The organism is Buttiauxella sp. BIGb0471, from assembly GCF_024807715.1.
In the GTDB taxonomy this organism is placed as follows: domain Bacteria; phylum Pseudomonadota; class Gammaproteobacteria; order Enterobacterales; family Enterobacteriaceae; genus Buttiauxella; species Buttiauxella agrestis.
Genome location: NZ_JANUEU010000003.1, coordinates 404,714 through 430,265, shown reverse-complemented (window position 1 = coordinate 430,265; position 25,552 = coordinate 404,714). Strand labels below are relative to the sequence as shown.

The following is a 25,552-nucleotide window of genomic DNA, read 5'->3' as shown; positions in this document are numbered from 1 at the left end:
CATGGCTGAGTCTATCCAGGCCAATAGCAGAGTTTTCGTGCATTTCACGTTAAAACTCGAAGATGGCTCCACTGCCGAGTCGACCCGCAACAACGGCAAGCCGGCACTCTTCACGCTGGGCGATGAAACACTGTCGCCAGGCATGGAAGACCAGCTAGTCGGTTTGAAAGCAGGGGACAAAAAAGCGTTCTCTCTGGCACCTGAATCCGCGTTTGGTATTCCAAGCCCGGACATGATCCAGTATTTCTCGCGTCGTGAATTTATTGACGCGGGTGAGCCTGTACCGGGTGCCATAATGCTGTTCACAGGAATGGATGGCAGCGAGATGCCAGGCGTGGTGCGTGAAGTTAACGGCGATTCCATCACCGTTGATTTTAACCACCCACTCGCCGGGCAAACCATTCATTTTTATATCGAAGTACTGGAAATTGACCCGGTACTGGAGGCGTTGAATGCAGATCCTGTTGGCTAACCCACGCGGCTTTTGTGCCGGGGTAGACCGCGCTATCAGCATTGTTGAAAACGCGCTGGCTATTTACGGCGCGCCGATTTATGTCCGTCACGAAGTGGTGCATAACCGCTACGTGGTTGATAGCCTGCGTGAACGTGGGGCGATTTTCATCGAGCAGATCAGTGAAGTGCCGGATGGCGCAATCCTGATTTTCTCCGCACATGGTGTTTCCCAGGCGGTGCGTAACGAAGCTAAAGGCCGTGATTTAACGGTGTTTGATGCGACGTGCCCGTTGGTGACTAAAGTGCATATGGAAGTGGCTCGCGCCAGCCGTCGTGGTGAAGAATCCATTCTGATTGGCCACGCCGGTCATCCGGAAGTGGAAGGCACCATGGGCCAGTACAGCAACCCGAAAGGCGGCATGTACCTGGTTGAATCACCGGAAGATGTCAGCAAACTGGATGTGAAAAACGAAGGAAAACTTTCGTTTATGACGCAAACCACGCTTTCCGTTGATGACACTTCTGACGTGATTGACGCGCTGCGTAAACGCTTCCCGAAAATCATCGGCCCACGCAAAGACGACATTTGCTACGCAACGACTAACCGTCAAGAAGCCGTGCGTGCGCTGGCTGATGAAGCGGATGTGGTGCTGGTGGTAGGCTCGAAAAACTCGTCCAACTCCAACCGTCTGGCAGAGCTTGCACAACGCATGGGCAAAGCCGCATATCTGATTGATGATGCGATGGATATCCAGGAATCCTGGGTTAAAGATGTGGCATGTGTTGGTGTTACGGCAGGAGCGTCCGCGCCAGATATCCTGGTGCAAAACGTTCTGGCTCGCCTGCGTGAGTTAGGCGGCAGCGAAACCCGCGAGTTGGTCGGGCGCGAAGAAAACATCATCTTCGAAGTGCCGCGTGAACTGCGTCTGGATGTGAAAGAAGTGTAGGGCGCATAAGCAATACCGTCATCCGTTTAAAATGGGGAGCTTAGGCTCCCCATTTTTCTTTGCCAGAAACTCAGGCGTCTTCCTCATCCTGCATAATCGCGCTGCGCCCACCATCCATCACAATCGTTGTCCCGGCAATAAACCCGGCTTTATCGCTGGATAAAAACAGGCAAAGATCGCCAACTTCATCTGAACGGCCAATACGCCCAACCGGGTGCTTTTTGATGGTTTTTTCGCGTGCCATTTCTTCATCAGCATGCGAGTCGAACCACGCCTGGTTGCCATCGGTATCGATAAAGCCAGGCGCGATACCCACGGTTCGGATTTCTGGTCCCCATTCGATAGTCAGGCTTTGCACCAGCGACAATAGCGCCCGCTTGCTGATGTTATATGGCGCGCATCCTGGCATGGTGGAGAATGCGTGATTCGAGGTAATAACAATAATCACCCCGTTGCTTTTGCGCAGCGCCGGGCGGGCGCATTTCGCCAGGTACCAGTGGGATCGCAGATTCAAATCGAAGTTATGCGACCAGTCACTCTCTTCACAGTCGATGCCTTTGAATACGTTTTTGCCCGCGTTAGAAATCACGACATCAATGCGGCCAAACAGCTTTTCGGCATCAATAACAAACTGCTTAATAGATTCCGTTTTGGTGACGTCGACGGAAAAATAGAAATAACGATCGGGATATTCAGCCAGCATCTTCCGGGCATTGGGTGCTTTTTCTAATGCAGAAAACGCACAACCGATAACGATGTCGCCATTGTCCAGAAATGTCTGTGCAATGGCCTGGCCGATCCCCTGACTGGTTCCGGTAACAATCACAACACGAGCAGATTGTTGGATCTTCATAATAAGTCCCTGATGAAATGATCGATAAGCTGACTATCGTCTGAGGAAAGCGGCCAGCCAGGCTTGCGGCAATAATCAGTCGCGATAATTCCCCGTCGTTTCAGAATCGTTTTCTCAACCTGAATGATGTATTCGCAATGCGTCATCCAGCGCTGGATATACGGCAATAAAGCCTGATGCAACGCCTCGGCCTGCGCCGTTTCGCCCCGTTGCCAGTGTTGATAAATCCGCACATAAACCTCGGCAAACGAACAGCCCGGCATCACACCTTTTCCGCCTGCCGCCAGCATTTGCAGCATATACAAACCCGCATAGCCGTTGAGCACACTCGCCTGCGGAGCCAGTCTCAGGAAATCGCGGGTGTAGTCGACTGGCGGGTTACACTCGATTTTGAACACCGCATGCGGATATCGCGCCGCGACAGCCGCCAGTTGTTCCGGCGTAATCGCCAGGCCGGTTTCGCCCGGCGCATACTGCACCATCACCGGGATATCTACCGCTTCCAGCACGGCAAAAATATGCTCCTGAATCGCCTGTGGATTAGGGCTGAGAAAGAACGGTGGCAGCAGCATTAGCGCATCCACACCCAACCTTTCATAGTAACGCGCGCGTTTGACTGCCAGCTCGGTGCTGTGATCGGTCACTGACATCGCCCGATAAAGCGTGCTACCCGCCAGAGTGCTGACAAACATTTGCGCCAGTCGATCGCGTTCCTGGTCATGCAATTTCGGGAATTCGCTGGCGATGCCAAACAGCGTGGTGCCTTGCGCGCCGCTGGCGGAAAGATGCTCCAGCAGGCGCACAAAACTCACTTCATCAATCTCGCCGCCAGCAGTAAACGGCATTGCGGTAATCGGATTCACACCAACGATTTGTTGCGCCGTATAGTGCTTAGTCATCAGTCTTCCTCCCGGTCGGCCAGCACCGCACCTTGGGCGGCAGGTAGCGCCCAACGGCGATACAAACGCAGGAAACCGCGCGGGACTTCTTTATCGACCGGCTGCCAGTTTTCACGACGCGTAGCCAGTTCGGCCTCGGCTACGTGCAGCGTCAGGGTGCGCGAAGGAATATCAATCGAGATTTCATCGCCATCTTCCACCAGCCCCAGTTCGCCGCCGTCTACCGCCTCTGGCGAAATATGACCCACGAACAAACCACGGTTGGAGCCAGAAAAACGCCCGTCGGTAATCAGGGCGCAAGTATCAGAAAGCCCCATGCCTTCCAGCGATTTCATCGGCTTATACATTTCCGGCATGCCAGGCCCGCCTTTCGGCCCTTCGTAGCGTAGCACCAGCACGCTGCCCGGCTGAATTTGACCGGACATAATCGCTTCTACGGATTCCAGCTCGCTGTTAAACACCACCGCAGGGCCACGGAATACCATCAGGTTTTCCGGTACGGCAGCCGGTTTCACCACGCATCCGAGTGGCGAAAGATTACCGTGCAGCACGGCAACGCCCGCTTCATTTCGCACAGGAATCGCCAGCGTATGAATCACTTCCGGGCGGCAACTCGGTTTTGTTTCGGCAATCAGATCGGCTTTGGTTTTGCCGGCTACCGTCAGCGCATCCAGATGCATCAGCTTGCTGATTTCAACCTCTACAGCCTGCACGCCACCCGCTTCCCAGAAATCGATCATGTCATGCTCGGAAGCCGGATACAGCGACGCGACTAACGGGACTTTATGGCTCAGTTCATCAAAAGCGGAGAGCGGCAGGTGGCCCAATTCTGCTTCGTAATAAATGGCCTGAAGATGAAGGATCGCGTTGGTTGAGCCGCCCGTTGCCAGCAGATAAACCATCGCATTATGGATGGACTCCCGGGTAATGATTTGGCGCGCGTTCACGCCGTTGAGCACCAGCTCCACAGCCTGGCGGCCGGTTTCTACTGCACAATCACGGCGCTCTTGCGACACGGCAGGCAGCGTGCTGCTACCCGGTAAACTCATGCCCAGCACTTCGCCAATACAGCACATGGTGTTCGCGGTGCCATACATGGTGCAGGAGCCAGGGCCAGGTTCGGCGATATTTTCAATATGCGCGAACTCTTCTTCGCTGATTTCACCACGTTTTTTCCAGCCGATGGCTTCGGTAACGATATTGCCGTCCCAGTGTTTACCTTTGTATTCAGCCGGGTACATCGGCCCGCCGTTAACCATAATTGCCGGGATGTCTAATCGCGCAGCCGCCATTAACATCGCCGGAACGATTTTGTCGCATGAGCCAAGCAGCACCATGCCGTCGAAACGGTGGGCGCGCATCATCACTTCAATCGATGCGGTGATCACTTCACGGGCGGCGAGGATATAACGCATCCCCAAATGCCCTTCGGCAATGCCGTCACACGGTGCGATGGTGCCAAACACCATGCCCACACCACCAGCTTCATCAATGCCTTCGAGCACTTTAGCGGTCAGCTCATTGAGGTTGGCATGGCCTGCCGTTGCATTGGTGTAGCTGTTCACTACGGCAATGACAGGTTTGCGCAGTTGTTCATCGGTATGACCCATTGATTTGTACAGCGCACGTTTCAGTGCGCCATCATCACCTTCGAGGATCGGGTTGAAATGCGTGCCACAGCTGGCACATCCGCCACATCCACTCATAGTTTTTATCTCTTCTAAACGTTAGCGATCGATTGTCGCGTTGATATGTTGAGCAGCGTCAGAGCGCTCAGTTGACTGTTCGGATACAGCGATAACTTTCTTCGGGTTTGCCAGCCGGGCAGGCAAAGTGAGAATGAGTGGGGCGCACAACAACAAGAAGGCGGCGAGAATATATAAACCCGTGTCGGTGCGTCCGGTGGTGTCTTTCAGCCAGCCAAGAACCGTTGGGCCAAAGAACCCGGCCAGGTTGCCGATGGAGTTAACAAACGCGATACCTGCGGCAGCAGCGGTGCCGGAAAGCAAAGCGCCAGGCAGGCTGATATAGGTTGGAATCAATGCCAGGGTGCCGGACATTGCCACGCAAATCCACGCCATCATCCAGAAGGTGGAACCGCTGCAATAAGCACTCAGTGCCAGGCCCACGCAGCCGATCATGGCGGGAATGGCGATGTGCCAACGGCGTTCTTGTTTCAGGTCAGAATGGCGACTGTTCCACACCATAAAACAGGCACCGAAGACATACGGCAGTGCCGCCAGCAGGCCGATATGGAAATCGTCACTGACGCCGGAGGATTTGATGATCGACGGCAGCCAGAAGTTGATGCCGTAGTAGCCGATGTTGAAGCTAAAGAACACGACTGCCAGTAGCCAGACATAGCCGTTTTTCAACATCCCTTTCAGGCTGGAGTCTACTTTGCCTTTATTGGCACGCTCACGGTTGGCTGCGTCTTTTGCCAGGTCGCTAATGACCACCTGTTTTTCGGCATCAGTTAACCATTTGGCCGATTTCACATCGTTATCGAGATAACGCAGCACCACAAAAGCGAGCAGGAAAGAGGGAATCGCTTCAACCAGGAATAGCCACTGCCAGTTATGCAGGCTGCCAACGCCTTCAAAAAGCTTAAGGATCAGGCCGGAAAGCGGGCTGCCGATAATGGTCGAAAGCGGCGTCACCAGAATAAACAGACCCAGTGTGCGAGCGGAGCGCCACGACGGGAACCACAGCGTGAGATAGAACACGATGCCAGGGAAGAAACCGGCTTCCGCCACGCCGAGTAAAAAACGCACCACGTAAAATTGCGTCGGTGTGGTGACAAACATCATGCCAGCCGAAAGCACCGCCCAGGTTGCCATAATGCGCGCAATCCAGAAGCGTGGCCCGAAGCGTTGCATTAGCAGATTGCTCGGCATCTCAAACAGGAAGTAGCCGATAAAGAAGATGCCCGCCCCTAGCCCATAAACAGTGTCGCTAAAGCTCAGCGCATCCTGCATGTGTAATTTGGCGAAACCGACGTTAACGCGATCCAGATAAGCGAAGAAATAACACAAGATCAAAAACGGGATCAGGCGTCGCGTGATCTTGCTGTAGACCTTTGATTCTTCCACCGCAGCGGTGGGATTGTTGCCCAGAGTTTTCTGCATTTTTGTCTGCTCCAGAGGTGAGATTTATTGTTATTTCGCCGCGGCGGTACCCGGGCGTGTTGCCTTGAAAAGTTGCTGACCGATAAGACGCAGCGGTTCGCCACGCATCAGATTACGTTCAATGTTTTCGAGGGAAATATTTTTGGTTTCAGGCACAAAGAAGATCGTCAACACGATGCAGACGATGTTCATTACGCCGTAAAGCCAGAACGTATTCGGACTGCCGATGGTGTCGATGAGTGTCAGGAAGGTCGCGCCAATGATCATATTGGCAATCCAGTTCGCCATTGTTGAACAGGTCACACCAAAATCGCGCCCAGCCAGCGGCTGAATTTCGGAGCACAGCACCCAAATCAGCGGGCCTGCACTCATGGCAAAACCAACAATGAAAATAAGCAGGACGATAACGGCGGCGTACTGCTCCGTCGGGTTTGATATCCCGCTATGGAACATATAACCGAGAATACCCATGCAGATGGCCATGCCGGAGAAACCTAATTTCAGGATAGGTTTGCGCCCCCAACGATCCACCAGGGCGATAGCGATAAAGGTCGCCAGCACGTTCGTTAACCCGGCAATCACCGTTCCCCACATTTGTTCACGCGTGGTAGAGAAACCGGCAATTTCGAAGATTTTCGGCGCGTAATACATGATGACGGTCATGCCGGTGAACTGCTGCATGAACTGGAGTAATACGCCAAGATAGGTGGAACGGCGAAAATGCGAGTTATGGCGGAAAAGCTGCCATCCGCGCTGTTTCATCTTCAGGCTGTCGCGGATCTGATTGAGTTCGTTCTGTGCTTCTTTGTCGGAATTACGCAGCAGTTTCAGTACTTTTGCTGCCAGTTCATGCCTGTCTTTCATCGCCAGCCAGCGCGGGCTTTCCGGCAGTGTTAACACGCCGATAAACAGAACAATCGCCGGGAAGGTGATCACACCCAACATCCAACGCCAGTGTCCACCTTCACTCAGTGCGGTGTCGGACAGGAAAGCCACCAGAATCCCGATGGTGATCATCAGCTGATAGAGCGAAATCATGCTGCCACGAATACGTTCCGGAGCGATTTCTGAGAGATACAGCGGGGCAGTAAAAGAGGCGACACCGACCGCCAGACCCAGGATGAAACGAGAAATCGTGAGGATCTCAACATTGTGTGCAAACGCGCAGCCAATCGAGCCAATCACAAACAGCACCGCACCCAGTAGCAGGCTCTTTTTACGGCCAAGGGAGGATGACATCGGGCCGCTACACAAGGCACCAAACGCGGCACCAAACATCATCACGCTGACCACAATTTCCTGATGGTGGCTGCTTAAACCAAATTCTTTAGCAATAAATGGCAGTGCACCCGCGATAACGCCCATATCCAGACCAAACAGCAATCCAGCGAGGGCGGCAAGAAGGCAAACAAGTATTGTTTGCCGGTTTGTTTGTGTAGGGTTCATGGTTAAGTCCTTAATAATTATAGTTTTAAAAAAGGAACTGATTTTTTGGTAACCACTGTATGTGTTTTTAATTTTTATCCGTTCTGGATCCGCGCCAGGCTTGCTGATAAGCCTGCGCACGCATGTGTAGCAAATCCATGCTCATCCCCGCCTGGTAAAGCCCCCCGCCAAGGCCAAAACCGTTGGCACCCGCCTGAATGTAACTGCGCATTTGCGCGGCATCGGGCTGAATGCCGCCAACGGGAAGTAACGCCACTTCTGCGGGGATCACCGCGCGAAAGGCTTTGGTTATCACCGGGCTGATATGTTCGGCTGGGAACAGTTTCAATGCGCTGGCTCCGGCTGCCATGGCGCTGAACGCCTCGCTTGGGGTCATGATCCCCGGCATGCTGATAAGCCCGAGCTTGCGGGTATAGCGGATCACCTCCGGGCAGCAATTTGGGGAGATGATCAATTGCCCGCCGCATTCGGCGACGGCATCAACTTGCTCAACCGTCAGCACGGTTCCTGCGCCAACGTAGCCGCGTTCGGCGACCACTTTTCGCATCAGGGAAATTGACTCCAGCGGTTTCGGGCTATTGAGCGGTACTTCAAGGTAGCGAAATCCGCAGTCGAGCAGGATTTCTGCAGCTTCCACGGCGTCTTGCGGCGTAATACCGCGCAAAATAGCGACCAGCGGTAACGGCTCTTTTTGCCATTGGGCGATGAAATTTTTTGAGTTCATGATGGGGTTCCTTGAAGTTGGCAAAAGAGATGCCACAGGCCGTGAATAAAACAGTCATCGCCATTCGCCGCGATGAGATTGAGATCCAACTGGCCTGCCGCAAGCTGATAGCGATCCGTCAACGTCGGGCTGCCAACCACCCACGCCTGCAACCCAGTGGGAAGTGCCTGCAATTCGTAGCCAATAGCTAAGCCGGACAAATAACTGTGAACGCTCGTTTCAGCAATTTCACCGGCCAGGCGGCGGGTGCGGGCTGAGAAGATTAAGTGGGTGAATGGCGCACCTTGCTGAGCGGTTTTCACGCCCAATAAGAAAGCGTCTGTATCTTCCTGCTGATCAGGCAGCGCCCGCCCAAGAATGGAATGCTGGCTGAGGAGCGAGAATATTTCGCCCGTCATAAACGTGGCGAACGAGGTGATTTCACCGTTCACCATCAGCGCATGTTTGCTGTGCGTACCAGGCAACAATGCGGTGTGCTGGCGGGCGGGGTGCAGCGATGCCAGGCCTAATAATTGCACTTCCTCGCCGCGCATCACGTCGGGTTGAGAGAACGGACTGTTGCCGTTAGCACCGGGAATAATCCACGCCGGGCTGCCCCAGGGAGTGGTGAAAGCCAGCGTGCGGGCAGCCAGATTTTTCGCCATACAGGGGAGCGGCGTATAAGGCACTTCATGCCAGCCTTGCTGCGAACCGACCATTCCCGCCATCACAATCGGCAGGTTGCCGTACTCTTCTAACCACGTTTGCAGCAAGGCTTGCAGCGTCGGCGCAAATTGATCCTTCTCGACGGATAACAACCCGCAAGGCTGGCTAATTCTGGAAACTGGCTTTGAACCCTGCATCAAAAATGCACGGAAGTTGGTCGTTCCCCAATCGATGGCAATCCAGTGAGTTTTCATTCAAGTAATACAAACCGTATAATCTTGTAATACAAGAATGCTAGAGCAAAAAACACCCACAGTGTGTGAGGGAGATCGAAATTACGTCAGATGAGGATCAAATAATATGGTCGAACATTTCCGGACGATCCTGCCAGATACGTTTTTTGGCAGCATTGAGCAGAATATCGCGCATTTTAAGGCGGGCGTTATCGACCTGTTTCAGGCGAATCGCATCGAATAACTGGTAGTGTTCATCGACGGCGGCTTTGGTTTGACGAACGTCTTTTTCGAGGGTTTGTTTAAACGACAGCGCCATGGCCGCAGAAAGTGCGTTGCCAAGGGCTAAAAGAAAGGGATTATGCGTGGCACGTAGCAAAGCATGGTGAAAGGCCATGTCGCCTTCTTCAAACAGGGAGCGCTGCGCCTCGAGCTGGCCTTTGCGCATTAACTGTAACGCATCCTCCAGCGCCGCCAGATCGTGTCCGTTAGCGTTTAGCGCCGCAAGCGTTGCAACGTTTGGCTCGAAAATCAGGCGCGTTACAATCAGTTGCTCAACCAGTTTCAGGTCGAGTTCACCTTCAGCCAGCCAGCCGAGCACGTCAATATCCAGCAGACTCCACTGCTCGCGGCTATTCACGGTGCTGCGTTTTTTGGCCTGAATCGAGATAAGCCCTTTTGCTGCAAGCACTTGCAGGGCGTTGCGCACTGAGGTGCGGGAAACTTCATATTCCACGGCCAGCTCATTTTCACCTGGTAAAGAAAGCCCCGGCGCGAGATCGCCATGCATAATCCGGCGTGCAAGATGCTGGGTGACAGATTCTGAAATAGTTGTCTGTGGGACTTTCATTACACTTTCTCGGTCGAGTCTGAACATGGAAATGAGCTACATAGTAAGCTAATCGCGCCGTATTCGCACCGTATGTACTTAAAAGATAAGAGAGCAACGTATGAGCAGAACTCCCATTATTCTCGACACCGATCCGGGCATTGACGATGCCGTAGCCATTGCCGCCGCACTCTTTGCCCCGCAGCTTGATTTAAAGTTGCTGACGACGGTCGCCGGGAATGTCAGCGTCGAGAAAACCACCCGCAATGCATTGCAATTGATGCACTTTTGGCAGAAGGATATTCCGGTCGCGCAGGGGGCAGCCACTCCACTGGTGCGTAAATTGCGCGATGCGGCTTATGTGCACGGCGAGTCCGGCATGGAAGGTTATGCGTTTGTGGAGCATCACCGTCAGCCGCTGGATAAACCCGCTTTTCAGGCGATTTATGATTGTTTAAACGCCAGCCCTGAACCCGTCACGCTGGTGGCGATCGGCCCGCTTACAAATATTGCGCTGCTGCTCACCCAATATCCAGGCTGTAAAGCGAAGATCAAACGCCTGGTGATCATGGGCGGATCGGCAGGGCGCGGCAACTTCACGCCAAATGCCGAGTTTAATATCGCTATCGATCCTGAGGCGGGTGCGCGCGTATTTGAAAGTGGCCTGGAAATTGTGATGTGCGGCCTCGACGTCACCAACCAGGCGCTGCTGAGTCCTGAATATCTGGCAACGCTGTCAGAACTCAACCAAACCGGCAAAATGTTGCACGCGCTGTTTAGCCATTACCGCAGTGGCAGCATGGCGACGGGTTTACGCATGCACGATCTGTGCGCCATCGCCTGGCTGGTAAAACCGGAATTATTCCAGACTCAACCGTGTTTTGTGGCAGTCGAAACTCACGGTGAATTTACCGCAGGCACTACGGTTGTAGATATTGAAGGGCGCTATCAACGCGAGCCAAACGCCCATGTGGCGTTGGATCTCGATGTTGCCGGTTTTCAGACATGGGTTGCAGAAGTTCTGGCACTAGCACCTTAAATATTTAACGCGATGTAGATCGAGTTTCTTCGGCCTGATCATAGGGTTAATCGATTAACCTGCTATGCTGATTAAGCAGTTCTCCTTGGGCCGGAGAAACAAAATGAATATACCTGTCATCATGCCACCGGGCGTGGCATTCCAGAACGGCCATTTCACGGCTGAAAATATCATTAATAAAACCACACACAGTGGCGATCTTGTGGGCGTCTTTCATGACGAAGCCGCATGGCTTGCGCTGCCTGCTGATACAGCAATCTATCAGGTTGAAATGCTGCAATCTGTGCAAGGGGAAGGTGAGCTTTTTGTCGGCACCACGCACCTCAATCCCGGGCGTGTTGGCGATGAGTTTTATATGACGCGTGGCCATTTCCATCAACGGCGTGAACAAGGCGAAGTGTATATTGGCTTGCGCGGAACGGGCTTGTTGCTGCTGCAAGATGAGCAGGGTAAAGCCCGGCTTGAGCAGGTTTCGGCGGGGTCAGTGCATATCATTCCAGGTGCTACAGCACACCGCCTGATTAACACCGGCACCGAAGTTCTCTCTGCACTCGCCGTTTGGCCAACCATTGCCGGGCATGATTACGCGGCGTTGGCACAAGGCTTTGCGCTGCGAGTGGTTTTGCAGGACGACAAAATCCAGGCAAAAGAGGTGCAAAATGGCTGATCAGCACCTGAATTTTGGGCTGGATATGAAGATCCACCACCAGCCGATGGGTTTTAGCTACGGCGAAGAGGTGATCGGCCCGGTGCCGGAGATCCGTAAACTCGATCAGATCCGCGCCTCGTTGCGCGATCCGTCGTGCAACGGGCCGGAGGATGTGTACGCGATTGTGATGGATGTGGCGCGTTTGCAGGACAGAGAAGAACTGAAGAAACGCATGCTGTTATTTGGCGTGGTGACTTACGCTTCTGGCCGCCTGGGAGACGAGCCGATTCGCAGCCAGGGCCACATTCACCGTATCAGCAGCCACAGCGGCTGGTCGCCGCCTGAGTTGTATGAAATCTGGCAGGGCAAAGCGATTATCTACATGCAGGAATACGTGGCGGACGATCCGGGGCGTTGCTTTGCGGTTTGCGCCGGGCCTGGCGAGAAAGTGCTGGTGCCGCCGGGTTGGGCGCACGCCACGATTTCAGCTTCGCCGGATGAACCGCTGACGTTTGGTGCCTGGTGCGATCGCGAATACGGTTTTGAGTATGATGCCGTTCGCGCCTACAAAGGGCTGGCATGGTATCCGCTGTTGCAAGACGAGCATATTGCCTGGCAGCACAACCGCAGCTACATGCCGGGGCGTTTACAGGTGACTTCACCGCGCCAGTATACCGAGTTTGGGATAACCGAGGAGCCGTTGTATCAGCAGTTTATTGATGATCCCGCGCGGTTTCAGTTTATTTCGAAGCCAGGGATAGTCGGGCAGAAGTGGGTGGGGTTTCATCCTTAAAACAACCCTCACCCTGGCCCTCTCCCTGAGGGAGAGGGAATTAACTCGATTTTCTCCCTCTCCTGGGGGAGAGGGGCGGGGTGAGGGCATACAACTAAGAAAATAACCCCACCGCCACGCCAACTGCCGCCAGCACCAGTAGCAACAGCATCGCTTTCACCGGTGATACGCCGCGTTTCGCCATTAAATACCAGGTGCCAATCACCACCAACAATGGCAGCAGATTAGGGAAAATTCCGTCCAGCATCTGCTGCACATGAATATTCACGCCATCTTTGGTGACAAATTCAAGCCCGGTGCCTAGCTTCACGTAGCTTGCCGCCACGCCGCCCATCACGAACACGCCTAATAACGATAGCGCTTCACGCAGGCGCGTCGATTTACTGCTCACCAGCATCTCAACGGACGTCGACCCCATGCGGTAGCCTTTCAGGAACAGGAACCACGAGCCGGGAATGATAATCGCCAGCCACGCCACGCAGTAAAACAGTGGCCCGAGGATATTCCCGCCTGCCGCCAGCGCCATGCCGATACTGAGCAAAATTGGGATCAGCATGCCCGGAATCATCGAATCGCCAATCCCTGCCACTGGCCCCATCAGGCCGACTTTCAGGGTGTTGATGGTTTCGCCGTCAATCGGTTCGCCGTTGGCGCGTTTCTCTTCCAGCCCCAGCACCATGCCGTTCACAATCGCGCCTAGTTGCGGCTCGGTGTTATAGAACGAGGCGTGGCGTTTAAGCATCTCTTTGCGCTGTTCGTCATCGGGATACAGCTTTTTCGCCACCGGCAACATACTCAAACAAAAGCCGAATGATTCAAGACGCTCAAAGCTCATGGACGAAAGGTTGTACATCATCCAACTGCGCCAGCAGCGGCGCAGATCCTGGCGAGTGAGTTTACGTTCTTCCATCAGAATTCATCCTCATCATCAGCGGGCGTGGAGGCTGCACGTTCAGCCTGCGGCTCAGGTTTGTAGTTGTAGTGAATCAGGGCCAGCAATGCGCCGACGATGACCAGCGCCACCATGTTCAGTTTCAGGAAAACGATGCAGATAAACCCCACCAGGAAGTAAATCAACATGCTGTAATTCTTAATGATTTGTTTAAGCAGAATCGCGATACCCACCGCTGGCAGAATGCCGCCGAGCACGTTCATCGTCGAAAGTACGATGTGCGGCAGGCTGTCCATAAAGGCGTTGATGTACTGCGCGCCGAAATAGACCGCGATAAACGTCGGAATAAAACGCATCAGGAAGTTGGTCGCCTGCGGCCAGATAGCGCTGTTGAGATACACGCCACGCTCGTCGCCTTTTTCCAGCGCCAGGTCTGCGCGGTGGTTCCACCAGGAATTGAGCACCATCATGGCGTTAAACAACACGGTGCCTGCAATACCGATAGTGGCCGCCAGCGCCACGGCCACTTCCGGGCCTTTGTTGGAAAGAATACCCAGCGCGATAGCCGGGAAAGCTACAAAGTTGAGATCCGCAGGCATCGAGCCACCGGGGGTTACCATCGCGATATACACGGCCTGTACCGCCACGCCGATGATAATCCCGGTCTGCACATCGCCGAGAATGAAACCTACCAGCATCCCTGAAACCAATGGGCGGGTAATCAAATACCAGCCGCCGGTTAGCCCCAGCAGCCATGGGCTACTTAACGCACCGAGGTAACAGAGAATGCCGATCAAAGCCGCTTCAAAAGCCATATTGCACTCCTTTATTTGAGTTTTTGGCGAGCGTCCTGCCAGCTATAACTGCTGGCATCGGGCACCAGACGAAATTCAATCTGATGCCCGCGCAACGTCAGGTAGTCGAACGCAGCACTCTCTTCCGGATTCACAGATTGATTAGGGCCAATGGTGGTGGTTGTGGCGCGAGCGCTCATCGGGCCGACGTTGATTTTTTTATTGCTGTTTTGCAGGCTGATACCTGCTTCTTCGATGCGTTTTAACGTGACGGGTGATTTGCCAATCACGAAGTAATGCTTCTCGCTGGCGATGATTTTTGGCAGTTTTTCGATGGCCGTGGCGGTGTCAAACAGCCAGACTTTAATGTCCTGAACCGCCCCTTTCATGACTGATGAAAGCAAAGGATCGGCGGCGACGGCATCGTCGATGGCAATTATCCCATCGCACGGCAGCTCTTTTGCCCAGCGGGTGACGAGCTGGCCGTGGATCACGCGATCGTCGATTCGTACAAATGAAATGCTCATCGTTGCCCCTTAAAAATCATCTGACTGCATAGTTTCAGCAAGCGTCGCCTGCACCAGCGTGTCCTGGGTGTTGGCAAGCAGTTGTGCGGTGGCCTGTTCGATATCCGCGAGATCTTTTATCTCATCGCTTAGCAGCAACATGGGGAAGTTGACGCCAGCGAGTACAGTGACGGGCGGTTGCGTATCAGGGTTAAAGGCGTAGTGGCAGGCGATATTCCACGGCGTGCCGCTTTGCAGATCGCACAGCACCACGACGCCATCAGCATCTTTGCTAGCCTGTTTCAACACCGCCGCAAACTCATCGCCAAAGCTATTAATGCCTTTGTTTTCCGTGAGCATGACCGGGAATACATGCGGCAATTCGCCGTAGACCATGCGTGAACTTGCCAGCAGCGCTTCCGCCAGCGTGCCGTGTGTTGCCAGAATGACGTTGATCATAATTAACCTCTTACCCAGGCTTTCATGGTGGCGAGTTGCTGACTGGCACCCCGACCATACGGTGAAATTCGGTATTCCCCTACGGCAGCAGGAATGATGAAGGTTTCGGCGTAATGCACCACAAACGGCTCGAACGCGCTGCTCGGGCTTTCAACCAGCGCCTCGTCGCCTTCCACCAGATTCAAAACGTTAACGCCGCCGTGCGTGTGGTGTGTGACGGGCTGCGTAAACCAGTGGCGACGCGTTTCAATAAACTCGCGTTCATGCAGGCCGGTGCGCTCCTCGCGCCAGCCATCGCCTTCGGCAATCGGTTCAAAATGGTTAACCAGGTGCTCGTTTACCCATTGGGTATCGCGTTGCCAGTCAATGACTTGTGCACCGTGATCCAGATGCACCGGGCGCGGCAGACCGTCCAGCCCGAGGCGTCCCCAGTCCCATAATTTGAAGGTGAAAATATACGGCGTAGCGCTGATTTCCAGCACCATCGCGCCCGATCCTGAACAGTGCACAGTACCTGCCGGGATCAGGAAGTGATCGTGTTTGCGCGCCGGGAAGCGGTTAACGAATTTCTCGTCATCAAACGCTTTTTCGCCACGCTGAGCGCGGGCCAAATCGTCGAGCATTTCCTGCGGGTCGATCCCCGTTTTGGTGCCGAGATAAACTTCTGCGCCCGGCTCGGTTTCCAGCAGGTAATAGCTCTCATCCTGGGTGTAATGCATCCCGAAATGCTGCTGGATGTACTCGGTAATCGGGTGAACCTGGAAACTCAAATTCTGCCCGCCGATGGTATCGAGGAAGTCGAAACGGATCGGGAACTCTGCGCCAAATCGGGCATGGACGCGCTCGCCAAGCAGCGGACGGGGGTAGAGCAACACCAGATCCTGAGAGGGGATCTCGATCCGCACATCACCAAAACGCAGTAACAGGCTGTTCTCCTCGGGCACACAGTCAAAACACCATGCGTAATTTGGCTTTGAGGGATCGAGATCGAATTTTTCTTTCATCCATTGCCCGCCCCAGACGCCGGGGTCGAAGAATGGCACCACGCGGAACGGTTGCTGCGTGGTTTGTTGTAGGCCATGACGCAGCGCATCTCCGCTCACCATCGCCGGTTGTTGCGTATTATTGGTGTCGAGCAGGAAATCCGCGCGCTTGAGCAGCGGGGTTTTATGGCGGTCGAACACGCGCCATTCAATGAAAAAGGCACGTTTGTAGCGGCGCAGAATATCTTCATTAACGTTATCTGCCCCCCAGTTGCCCAATTCTCCACGGCGAAAACGCTGCTGAATTTCCCAGCGGGCGAGATCGGCATAAATCAACACATCACCCGGATGAACTAAGGCAGCACCTGGGCCGTAGATCACTACCAGGCCAGACGTCGTTTCTGCGGCTTCATGCCGTACTTGCGCTAGTTTTTCCGGGCAGAAAAACTCGCTGAGTTCGTGGCAGGAAAGCACGCCGAATACCCGGTCGTCCGTCAAATTGCGGGCCAGCAAATCATGCAGATGCTGTTCACTCAGACGCGCGGATTCAGCGTTGATAATGTGTTGCGGGTTAAGTTGTTCAATGAGCTGCGTGCGCAGTTCGTCGAGTTGAACGCCGGGATAACAGTCAATCACCAGCACCGTTTTGCCCGAAGCGGAAAGCCGTTCGCTCACGGCTTGTTTAATGGCGGACCATCCTTGCCATGCCTGATGCTCAAACCCCGAAACGCGGACTTCGGGATACTTATCGTATGATGCCGGATGCATAATCTTCTCCCTGTTTCTGATGAACTAAGATTAATCGATTAACCCATTTTGAACAGCGTGGTAAACGCGATTAACCCGCCATTTTTAATAAGGTGTTGCTTAAAGTTGAGTTATCTGTGACGGCATTCACATGGAGATATGCATTTTTTTGGTTATTCGATTAATCTGTGTGGAATTGCTTAATTTTGAGGAGTGCTAATGAGCACTGTCACCCTTGCCCAGGTCGCGAAACAGGCCGAAGTTTCAACCGCTACTGTTTCAATGGTGTTGCGAAATCGGGGCCGTATTTCTGACGCCACTCGCCAACGTGTGCTCAAAGCGCTGGATGATTTGGGTTATGTGTATAACCAAACGGCGGCCAATTTGCGCAATCGCACCAGCAATCAGGTTGGGTTGTTGCTGCACGACATCACCAACCCGTTTTACGGTGAAATGACCGCCGGGCTGAGCCAGGAGATGGAGCGCCACGATCTGCTGCTTTTTCTGGCAAACAGCGAAGAATCCGGCGAGCGGCAGCAAAAGTTTGTCGATTCTCTGATGCGCAATAACGCCTGCGGCATGGTGTTGTGCGCGGCACGAGAAACGCCGCCGCTGTTTTTTGAAACGCTGAAGCGGCGCAACATTCCGGCGATTATGGTGGTGCGCCCGATGGACGACGTGGACTTCGATTTTGTCGGCACCGATAACTTCCTTGGCACCCAACTGGCAACACAACATCTGCTGCGTCTGGGGCATCGTCATATTGCGTTTATTGGTGGGAGTGAAAATTCCATCAGCCGCGCGCAACGTATTGGCGGCTACAGCAGCAAATTGCTTGAGCATCGTATTCAGCCGAAAAGCGAATGGGTGGTCTCTTCTCTTGCCAGCCAAAGTGACGGCGCACGTGTGGCCGAGGAGCTGTTCCGGCAATACCCGGAAATCACGGCGGTGGTCTGTTATCAGGATATCGTGGCGCTGGGCGTGATGCAGACGCTGCGCAAAATGGGCCGCCAGCCAGGTGTTGATTTTGCGCTGGTGGGGTTTGACGATATTACCGAGGCGTCTTTGGTTCAGCCTGCGTTGACCACCGTTTCGGTGGCGGCCAAAGAGATTGGCCGTAAAGCCGGGGAGTTGTTATTTAGCCGCATTCAGGGCAACGATGAGCCGCCAAAACGCATTATTCTCCCGCCTACATTGGTGGTGCGGGAGTCTTGCGGGTTTGGGCTATGAATGGGTTAAGCGTCTGACCAGCTCCATTTCACTGTGGCGGAAGGGAATGCCATATTCATCCAGCACATCGTGGAACCAGAGGTGCGCGTAATCCACGCCACATTTGCGCACTGACGGCCAGGGGAGGGTGGTTTGCGTTTTGCCGCGTACCAGCCCCCACTGGAAACAGCCGACATTCAGGGCGGCAAATAGCGGCAGTTGTTCCTCCATCACGCAGCCGACATGCCGCGCCAGCCATTCTGTGCATAACAGCGGACGCTCGAATGTTTGCCAGTAGCGCAATACCTGGAGCATTTTCGGTGTGGCAAGGTAGGCGTGGAAGCTGATCACATCCGAAAGATCGGCTGCTGCCTTATCGATCGGATGGGCAAAAAACTCCGCTTGCGGTTCGTTGGGATCTTGCGAAATGTGCCAGGCACCTACGGTCAGTGGTTGCCGGGGATCTTCGTCACGCGCCCAGGCGAAAATCTGTGGCAGCAGCTCCAGCGCAAAATGCTCCAGCTTTTCATCGAACTGAATTTCCTCAAGCCCGCTGGCAAACGTGCCGCGGTTGCCTGGCTCGTTGTACAAATCCCAGATGGCGATGCGTGAATCGTCTTTGAAATGGCGCACAATGTCGCGCACATAGCGTTCAAGCTGCGGCCACATCTCGCGGTTACATACCGTTTCACGCCCAGGACTCGCCGCCGCCTGGCTGTTGTGTTTGCCGGGTTCGGGTGCTTTTTGAGGCCCTAAAAATGGCTCATCTCCGGAAAAACCACAGTCGTCCATCAGCGTCAGCATAACTTTTATTTGATGGCTTTCGGCGATACGCAGGAAGCTCTCGATACGCATCAGCAATCCATCGCGATCGTGCTGCCAGACGATAAACGGCAGGTTGATGCGCAGTTGGTTATAGCCGATCTCCTGCGCCCAACCGAGTTCCTGATCGATGGTTTCGGGATCAAAGGTTTCGCGCTGCCATAGCTCTGTCCAGTTTACGGCGCTGCGGGGCAGGTAATTAAACCCGCAAATCCAACCCTGATTTTTGTGCCACTGAGCGGCCTGTTGTTTGCTCCATTGTGTTCGCATGACGTGGCTCCTACGGTGATTCCGGCGTTAAGCTGGATACCGATTTACGCCCTGGCGTGTTGCCCCAGACTTTGTCGTATTCATAGCCGGTCAGGTCTTTGATGACTTTACGGGTTTCCATATCGCAGTCTGCGAGGTTTCCGCCCAGCTTGAGACGGGCGACTTCTTTAATCAGCGTTTTATGGGATTCACGGGTGAGTTTGAATTTAAAGGTCATCCAGAAACTGATCGCCAGCAACGCTGTGGTGGCAAAGACCATTAGCCCGACAATCGCGTGTAACGCTTCGATAGGCTGCTCGCCCTGGCCTTTAACAAAACCGCTTTCTTCCAGCACCACACCAATCAGCATGATGGCCAGCGCCACGGTACTTTTCCGGGTTAAGACCATCACACCGGCAAAGATGCCTTCGCGGCGTTTTTTGGTCACGATTTCATCGACGTCAGGAATAAAGCTGTAAATATTCCAGGGGATAAAATAAAGACCCGCACGTGAAATACCCAAAATGACAAACACAGCGGAGAACAAGATCACTGATACATTGATGTTATTGATATAGGCATAAAACAGGAAGGCTAATACAGCAAAAATACAACTATAAGATAAACGCAGTGCGCCGGAAGGCGTGAAGTTCAATTTGCTGAGTAACAGCATAAAGACAAATGTTCCCGGAACAGAAACAAATGCGGCCACGCTTAAATAACCTGAAACGGCGGCGGCATCCTGATGTAATCCGTAAACCACATAATAAGTAAATACTGAGCCGAAAACGTCCATTGCGGTAAACGAAGCAATATAAATAATAATATGCTGGCGGAACATGCGGATCTTAAATGAAGAGAGTAAATCTAACACCAGGCTTTTTAAATGGTGCCAAAGATTACCGCTATTTGCTCCCTCGGGTTCGGGTTCAAACTCTTCGCGCACATCTTTCGCTTCCCAGGTGCACATCCAGGTGGTAAATACCGCGAGGCAAAAAATCGCTGAGAAAAGCAGGCCCGTATAAGTGTATGTCATCGAGTTATCTTTGCCGGTGAACTGCATGATTACACCTGGCACAGACACCGCCAGAAAACCGCCAAGCTGTGAGCAGATCATACGCACTCCTGATAAACGGGCGCGTTCGGTGTAGCGGTTGGTCATCTCTGCCGCCAGCGTTTCCCACGGCACCAGCACCATTGCGGAGAGCAGCTCGATGGAGAGATAAGTGCCGAGATAATACCAGTAGCCCATATCCGTCACCCAAAGCAGGGCGTACAAAAACATCAGTGGGGCGCTGAGTAATAAAAAGAAGCGGCGGCGACCAAAGCGTTTACCCAGCCAGGTATTAGCGAAGTTATCGGTGATGTAACCCATAATTGGACTTAATACCGCGTCTATCACGCGGGCAATAGCAAATATCGAACCGGCTTCTAATACCGACAATCCACAATAAGTGGTATAGAAAAATAAAAGCCAGGTACCAATAATAGCAAAAGCCCCGCCACCAAATAAATCGGTAACACCATATCCTATGGCTGTTCCATAGCCAACTCTGCGTTCTGTAGGTTTCATATTATTATTCCATTTCTGTGTAGGGTGAAAAGGAAATCGTTATTGTTGTTAAATTTTTATCCAGTTTCTGGTTATAGAAGACTGGTAAATTGCTTCGACCATGCGCAGTGATGTTTCCGCCTGGTATATATCAACGTAATTATGATTGTCGGGTATATGTAATGAATGATAAAAATTATTAATAGCCTGCTGGTGGCTGCTTCCCCAATAACACTTTTGGACTTCACGTGGTATTTCGTCGCAGGCTAATAGATTTTTCTCCTCACCAGCAATAAACCACAGATTATTGTGATGAAGTTGCAGCAGGCCTTCTTCGCAATGGATCTCAAGAAATAGCGGCGAGTCGGTGGTGTGACAGTTCGTCGCGTAAAAAATCCCTCGCACCCCGTTGGCTAATTGCATATTCGCCATCGCGGTGTCCTCGGCTTGTGTGGCATTGCTGAGAAAACTGCTCTCCACCACGCCTTTTACCGACTCGACTCCGCCAGCAAACCACTGCATTAAATCCAGCGTATGAATCGCCTGGTTGATGAGCAGGCTGCCGCCTTCGGTGGCGAAACGTCCGCGCCACGGGCTTTGCGCATAGTATTCTTGCGTTCGATTCCATGTCAGCACTGCTTTGATACTCAGCACTTTTCCGTAGGTGTTCGCCTCCAGCAACGATTTGATCTTCTGGCTGCTCGGGTTCAGTCGGTTCTGATAACAGACACCAAGCTGGCTCGTTGCGTGCTTGAGCGCGGCTTTAATGTCTTTTACTTCACCTGGATTCAGCGCCACCGGCTTTTCCGTGAAGACGTGTTTTCCGGCGGCAAGGGCGGCAAGAATCACTTCTTTGTGCGCGACATGCGGCGTGCAGACGTGCACCACGTCAATTTCGCTATCACACAGCATCTCGCGGTAATCGGCGTAATAACGGCAAGCGTAACGCTCGGCCAGTAAGTGACCCTTTGCTGAGTCTGTTTCGACAATTGCCCGAAGCCTGCAGGCTGGATTCGATTGAATTGCCTCGACGTGCAAGGTGTGGATTGCTCCACACCCGACGACTGCGGCCTGTGTCGTCTTCATCGCTATTGCACTCCGTTTGCCAGCATTTGCGCGCGCACGCACAGTTCGGCGGCTTTGAAGGCATGTGCCTGAGTCATCGCATTTTCGGTGCGATTCAGGCAGTCAAGAATCAGTTCGCCGAAGAACGGAAAGCCCACATTTCCGGCAACCGGATAGCGGAATTCACCTTCTTTATTAACCAGATACACCACGTCCTGTTCCTGGCGGGTGATGTCGACGTATTTGCGGATTTCGATATAGCCATCGGTGCCGAGCAGCGTCAGGCGTCCGTCGCCCCAGGTGCTGAGTCCTGCTGGTGTGAACCAGTCGCAGCGGAAATAGCCGCTGGCCCCGTTCTCGCCTTTGAGCATGGCATCGCCGAAATCTTCAAATTCAGGGTGTTGGGGATGGGCGAAGTTGTTGGTTTGCGCGGCAATAACCTGTGCTTCGCTGTTGCCCGTGTAAAACAGGAACTGTTCAATCTGATGGCTGCCAATATCACAAAGAATGCCGCCGAAGCGTTTCTTAAAGTAGAACCATTCCGGGCGGCCCTGGCCTTCACGGTGTGGTCCCATACCCAGAGTCTGAATCACCCGACCTATTGCGCCGTCGCGCACCAGTTGCCCGGCAAATACCGCACTTTCGACGTGAAGTCGTTCGCTGTAATACACCGCATATTTGCGTCCGGTTTCGGCGACTTTCGCTTTAGCCGCAGCCAGTTGTTCAAGGGTGGTCAGCGGTGCTTTATCGGTGAAATAGTCTTTTCCTGCATCCATCACTTTCAGGCCAAGCGCGCAACGTTCATCAGGAATCGCCGCTCCGGCAACCAGTTTGACGCCCGGATCGGCCAGTATCGCTTCAAGAGACGGCGCAATTTTCGCTTGCGGGTATTGCTTAACAAACTGCTCGATTTTTTGTGGATCAGGATCGTAAACCCATTTCAGCGTCGCGCCCGCTTCAATCAGGCCATTGCACATGCCGTAGATATGGCCGTGATCGAGTGCGGCGGCGGCAAAAACAAAATCATCTGGCTGCACGACTGGCTGCGGTTTGCCTTTTGGCGCGTAATTCATACCGTCTTTAATGCTCATGTTTATGCCCCTTTATCCATATCTTTACCCAATGGAATCGCCTCTTCATTGGCGAAATTTTCCACTGAGGCGGATTTCTCGAAGAAGTGTGGTGCCATTTTCACTAAGCCGCCCGTCTGGTAGTACGGGTCGCTTGCGCTAATGGGCAGCGAAACAATGCTGCGAGTGATGGCTGATTTATAGATTGCAGTGATGAGCTCCAGCGAACGCTTGCCTTGGGGGCCATCCACTAGCGGAGCGGTGCCTGTTTGCAAGGCGTGCAGGAAGTTTTCGATTTGCCCGGTATGCAGCGTCCAGGTCAGACGCGGCACAGTCTGGTAACTATCTTCAAGCTGATTTTCAAGCGAGGTATCGCGTGCGTCGATGGGGAAACCGTTGGGGGCGGCGATGCTGGCGAATTTATCCCACGGCGCAGAAATGCGCGCTTTTTCTCCCTGAATCACGATTTTCTGGTCTTCACCGTGGTGTACAACCGATGCAGTAAGTTGCGTCAATGCGCCGCTGTTGTATTTGAAAATCGCAGCGCTGAGATCTTCGACTTCGGCGTTGTCATGGGAAACATTGGTGGTGATGGCGACCACTTCAGTCGGGAAACCCAACATCCACTGAATGGCGTCGATGTGATGCACGGCATGGTTTAGCGTGCAACCGCCGCCTTCTTTTTCCCAGGTGCCACGCCACCACAGGTCGTAATAGGAGTGGCCGCGCCACCAGAAGGAATCCACCTGTGCGTGGCAAATTTTGCCGATTTGGTCGGTTTCGAGCACTTTTTTCAAACGCCAGAAAGCATCGGTGAAGCGGTTTTGGGCGATAATCGACAGCGTTTTTCCGCTGGCCTCTGCTGCGGCAATCATCGCATCACATTCCTGGAGTGACGCGGCCATTGGCTTTTCGCACAACACATGTTTGCCTGCATTTAACGCATCGATAGAAATAGCGGCGTGAACATACGGTGGCGTGCAGATATCAAATACATCAATGGAGGGGTCATTAAGAATATCTTGATGGTTGCTGTAGATTTTGGCTTCCGTCAGCCCGTAATGTTTTTTCTTTTCTTCGGCTTTTTCTGGGTAGATATCAACCAGAGCGACAATCTTACAGCGGTCAGGAAATTCGAGATAACCCAGAATGTGATTGTGGGAAATATTACCGGTTCCAATAATAGCGATTCTTTGCATTGTGCTCTCACTTATACAAAAAAATAGGGTTTATTTTTATCAGGAATCATTTTTTGAGAGCATAGTTATGGTTTTTTTTGCACACAACCGCTATTTATGACAGGAATTGCACGGCATAAATAGCGCTGCTGTGATCGAAGAAAAATGCTTGTGATGAGAAAGAGTTAGTCATGAAAATAATGTCAAAACGCTAATGAGGTATCGATCACAAAATGACGGGGAAGCTGAAAATCAAAGAGATAGCCGGGCTGACAGGGCTTTCGCCGAGCACGGTATCAAGGGTGCTGGCGGGTAAAAATAATGTTAGCCTGCAGGCCAAAGAAAAGGTTTTTTACCACGCTCGTTATATGGGTATTTTGCGTGATATTCCCGCCAGTCGTTTACTCATGAATTCATTATTAGTTTGTGCTCCGGCGGCGGCTTTTACGCCAAATGGCGATCGTTATTATTACGAAGTGATTGAGGGTATTATTTCAGAAATATCGCATTACGATATTCACGTTAAAAAATGCGCGCTGGATATTAACGAAGCAGACACGACTTTATTTATGAAACACGTTAATGAAGACGATGTCGATGGAGTAATAATCATTGGGATTGATGATGAATCTTTGTATCGACTGGCCGCAGAAAGCGATAAACCTGTAGTGACAATTAATGCCAGAGATAAAAAGATGCGCCTTGATTGCGTCTCGCCAGATCACTCTTCCATTGGTTATAGCGCGGCAAAACACTTGCTAGAAAAAGGCCACCGCCAGGTACTGCTCTTTACCGATTTGCGCCGTGAAACCATGATCCAGCGTCTCGAAGGGTTCAAGCGAGCCTGCCAGGATCACCACCTTGTATTTGATGAGTCGGAAAATTTGCTGGTTACGAAAGGTTATGGCGAGCCAGAAGCGCGGGCGAATTTTATAAAATACCTCCAACAACGTTCAAAGCAACAGCTGCCTTCGGCCATATTATGTGGTGGGGGAGCCATTGCGCGTGCGGTGCTCGGCGAGCTGAAAAACCATCAGCTCCAGGTGCCTGAAGATATTTCAGTCATGAGTTGCGCTTACTCGCATGAAATGGACGAAATAAAATCGTTGGGATTAACCGCGGCTTTTCAGCCTTGCCGCGAACTCGGCAGTGAAGCGGTTTGTATCCTGCAAAGTCGCTTAACGCGCAACATCAGCTCCCGGTTTAATTTATTGCTCCAGGGTTCCATTGAGTTGGGGAATTCCGTGGCAGATGTGAACTGGCGACGCCGGGAATTGTATCAAACGCATTCAATTCCCTGATTCTGTTATGGGATTAATGGCTTTTACTGATAATTCCGCCATTTTGTCATAAATTTCTTATTATCGGTGTTTTCGAGTGGCGAGCCT

Annotated in this window: 25 protein-coding genes; 7 read left to right on the top strand and 18 right to left on the bottom strand. The window is 52.8% G+C overall.

Annotation, left to right across the window (positions count from 1 at the left end):
* The first annotated feature begins 1 nt into the window (after window position 1).
* On the top strand, window positions 2-472 hold the full coding sequence (gene fkpB / locus M2371_RS12720; RefSeq protein ID WP_259267884.1) for an FKBP-type peptidyl-prolyl cis-trans isomerase: 471 nt from the start codon (window positions 2-4) through the stop codon (window positions 470-472).
* The gene (gene ispH, locus M2371_RS12715; RefSeq protein WP_172893203.1) at window positions 453-1,400 is read left to right on the top strand and encodes a 4-hydroxy-3-methylbut-2-enyl diphosphate reductase; all 948 of its coding nucleotides are present in this window, start codon (window positions 453-455) and stop codon (window positions 1,398-1,400) included. The genes fkpB and ispH overlap by 20 nt, the downstream gene beginning before the upstream one ends.
* A 70-nt stretch (window positions 1,401-1,470) precedes the next feature.
* Here the strand turns inward: ispH and M2371_RS12710 are convergent, their stop codons facing one another.
* The 8 genes from M2371_RS12710 to M2371_RS12675 form a co-directional block, all read right to left on the bottom strand.
* The gene (locus M2371_RS12710) at window positions 1,471-2,253 is read right to left on the bottom strand and encodes an SDR family NAD(P)-dependent oxidoreductase (protein ID WP_259267883.1); all 783 of its coding nucleotides are present in this window, start codon (window positions 2,251-2,253) and stop codon (window positions 1,471-1,473) included.
* Window positions 2,250-3,152, bottom strand: coding sequence for a dihydrodipicolinate synthase family protein (locus tag M2371_RS12705; protein ID WP_259267882.1), 903 nt, complete (start codon window positions 3,150-3,152; stop codon window positions 2,250-2,252). Before M2371_RS12705 ends, M2371_RS12710 begins: the two co-directional genes overlap by 4 nt.
* On the bottom strand, window positions 3,152-4,858 hold the full coding sequence (gene ilvD / locus M2371_RS12700) for a dihydroxy-acid dehydratase (RefSeq protein ID WP_259267881.1): 1,707 nt from the start codon (window positions 4,856-4,858) through the stop codon (window positions 3,152-3,154). The genes M2371_RS12705 and ilvD overlap by 1 nt, the downstream gene beginning before the upstream one ends.
* A 21-nt stretch (window positions 4,859-4,879) precedes the next feature.
* Window positions 4,880-6,280: an MFS transporter gene (locus tag M2371_RS12695; RefSeq protein WP_259267880.1), complete on the bottom strand. Its 1,401-nt coding sequence runs from the start codon at window positions 6,278-6,280 to the stop codon at window positions 4,880-4,882.
* A 30-nt stretch (window positions 6,281-6,310) separates the two neighbouring features.
* A complete protein-coding gene (locus tag M2371_RS12690; RefSeq protein WP_259267879.1) occupies window positions 6,311-7,726 on the bottom strand; it encodes a sugar porter family MFS transporter in 1,416 nt (471 codons plus the stop codon).
* 67 nt (window positions 7,727-7,793) lie between these two features.
* Window positions 7,794-8,450: a 2-dehydro-3-deoxy-6-phosphogalactonate aldolase gene (locus tag M2371_RS12685; protein WP_259267878.1), complete on the bottom strand. Its 657-nt coding sequence runs from the start codon at window positions 8,448-8,450 to the stop codon at window positions 7,794-7,796.
* Window positions 8,447-9,349, bottom strand: coding sequence for a 2-dehydro-3-deoxygalactonokinase (locus M2371_RS12680; protein WP_259267877.1), 903 nt, complete (start codon window positions 9,347-9,349; stop codon window positions 8,447-8,449). Before M2371_RS12680 ends, M2371_RS12685 begins: the two co-directional genes overlap by 4 nt.
* 97 nt (window positions 9,350-9,446) lie before the next feature.
* Window positions 9,447-10,178, bottom strand: a complete 732-nt coding sequence (locus tag M2371_RS12675) for a FadR/GntR family transcriptional regulator (protein WP_259267876.1) — start codon at window positions 10,176-10,178, stop codon at window positions 9,447-9,449.
* A 100-nt stretch (window positions 10,179-10,278) separates the two neighbouring features.
* Between M2371_RS12675 and rihC the strand changes: the two genes are divergently transcribed.
* The 3 genes from rihC (at window position 10,279) to M2371_RS12660 (ending at window position 12,638) form a co-directional block, all read left to right on the top strand.
* Window positions 10,279-11,196, top strand: coding sequence for a ribonucleoside hydrolase RihC (rihC, locus tag M2371_RS12670; RefSeq protein WP_172893212.1), 918 nt, complete (start codon window positions 10,279-10,281; stop codon window positions 11,194-11,196).
* 103 nt (window positions 11,197-11,299) lie between these two features.
* Window positions 11,300-11,863, top strand: coding sequence for a glucose-6-phosphate isomerase family protein (locus M2371_RS12665; protein ID WP_259267875.1), 564 nt, complete (start codon window positions 11,300-11,302; stop codon window positions 11,861-11,863).
* Complete coding sequence (locus M2371_RS12660) at window positions 11,856-12,638, top strand: glucose-6-phosphate isomerase family protein (protein ID WP_034498515.1); 783 nt, start codon at window positions 11,856-11,858, stop codon at window positions 12,636-12,638. Before M2371_RS12665 ends, M2371_RS12660 begins: the two co-directional genes overlap by 8 nt.
* Before the next feature lie 94 nt (window positions 12,639-12,732).
* Here M2371_RS12660 and M2371_RS12655 read toward each other — a convergent pair whose 3' ends face one another.
* From M2371_RS12655 to M2371_RS12635, 5 genes are read right to left on the bottom strand one after another with little or no spacing between them, the layout of a single operon-like run.
* Window positions 12,733-13,548: a PTS system mannose/fructose/sorbose family transporter subunit IID gene (locus M2371_RS12655; RefSeq protein WP_034459364.1), complete on the bottom strand. Its 816-nt coding sequence runs from the start codon at window positions 13,546-13,548 to the stop codon at window positions 12,733-12,735.
* A complete protein-coding gene (locus M2371_RS12650; protein WP_034498512.1) occupies window positions 13,548-14,345 on the bottom strand; it encodes a PTS sugar transporter subunit IIC in 798 nt (265 codons plus the stop codon). The genes M2371_RS12655 and M2371_RS12650 overlap by 1 nt, the downstream gene beginning before the upstream one ends.
* An 11-nt stretch (window positions 14,346-14,356) precedes the next feature.
* The gene (locus M2371_RS12645) at window positions 14,357-14,851 is read right to left on the bottom strand and encodes a PTS sugar transporter subunit IIB (protein ID WP_259267874.1); all 495 of its coding nucleotides are present in this window, start codon (window positions 14,849-14,851) and stop codon (window positions 14,357-14,359) included.
* Between the two features lie 9 nt (window positions 14,852-14,860).
* Entirely contained in the window at window positions 14,861-15,289 is a 429-nt protein-coding gene (locus M2371_RS12640; RefSeq protein ID WP_172893216.1) for a PTS sugar transporter subunit IIA, read from the bottom strand.
* A gap of 2 nt (window positions 15,290-15,291) precedes the next feature.
* Window positions 15,292-17,040, bottom strand: a complete 1,749-nt coding sequence (locus M2371_RS12635) for a class I mannose-6-phosphate isomerase (protein ID WP_259267873.1) — start codon at window positions 17,038-17,040, stop codon at window positions 15,292-15,294.
* A 198-nt stretch (window positions 17,041-17,238) separates the two neighbouring features.
* On the opposite strand from M2371_RS12635, the gene M2371_RS12630 reads away from it, so the two are divergent.
* Window positions 17,239-18,249 carry a LacI family DNA-binding transcriptional regulator gene (locus tag M2371_RS12630; protein WP_259267872.1) on the top strand — a complete coding sequence of 337 codons (1,011 nt, stop codon included), beginning with the start codon at window positions 17,239-17,241 and terminating at the stop codon, window positions 18,247-18,249.
* Here the strand turns inward: M2371_RS12630 and M2371_RS12625 are convergent.
* Genes M2371_RS12625 through M2371_RS12605 form a run of 5 tightly spaced genes read right to left on the bottom strand, consistent with a single transcriptional unit; the run spans window position 18,244 to window position 24,185 of the window.
* Window positions 18,244-19,320 carry a glycoside hydrolase family 5 protein gene (locus M2371_RS12625; RefSeq protein WP_259267871.1) on the bottom strand — a complete coding sequence of 359 codons (1,077 nt, stop codon included), beginning with the start codon at window positions 19,318-19,320 and terminating at the stop codon, window positions 18,244-18,246. The two genes, M2371_RS12630 and M2371_RS12625, sit on opposite strands and share 6 nt — an antisense overlap.
* A gap of 10 nt (window positions 19,321-19,330) precedes the next feature.
* On the bottom strand, window positions 19,331-20,872 hold the full coding sequence (locus M2371_RS12620) for an MFS transporter (protein ID WP_172893220.1): 1,542 nt from the start codon (window positions 20,870-20,872) through the stop codon (window positions 19,331-19,333).
* 48 nt (window positions 20,873-20,920) lie between these two features.
* Window positions 20,921-21,937, bottom strand: coding sequence for a Gfo/Idh/MocA family protein (locus tag M2371_RS12615; RefSeq protein WP_259267870.1), 1,017 nt, complete (start codon window positions 21,935-21,937; stop codon window positions 20,921-20,923).
* Window positions 21,938-21,939: 2 nt separating this feature from the next.
* Window positions 21,940-23,007: a Gfo/Idh/MocA family protein gene (locus M2371_RS12610; protein WP_259267869.1), complete on the bottom strand. Its 1,068-nt coding sequence runs from the start codon at window positions 23,005-23,007 to the stop codon at window positions 21,940-21,942.
* Window positions 23,008-23,009: 2 nt separating this feature from the next.
* Window positions 23,010-24,185, bottom strand: a complete 1,176-nt coding sequence (locus M2371_RS12605; protein WP_259267868.1) for a Gfo/Idh/MocA family protein — start codon at window positions 24,183-24,185, stop codon at window positions 23,010-23,012.
* Between the two features lie 212 nt (window positions 24,186-24,397).
* Between M2371_RS12605 and M2371_RS12600 the strand changes: the two genes are divergently transcribed.
* Complete coding sequence (locus tag M2371_RS12600) at window positions 24,398-25,465, top strand: LacI family DNA-binding transcriptional regulator (RefSeq protein ID WP_259267867.1); 1,068 nt, start codon at window positions 24,398-24,400, stop codon at window positions 25,463-25,465.
* Window positions 25,466-25,552: the final 87 nt, after the last annotated feature.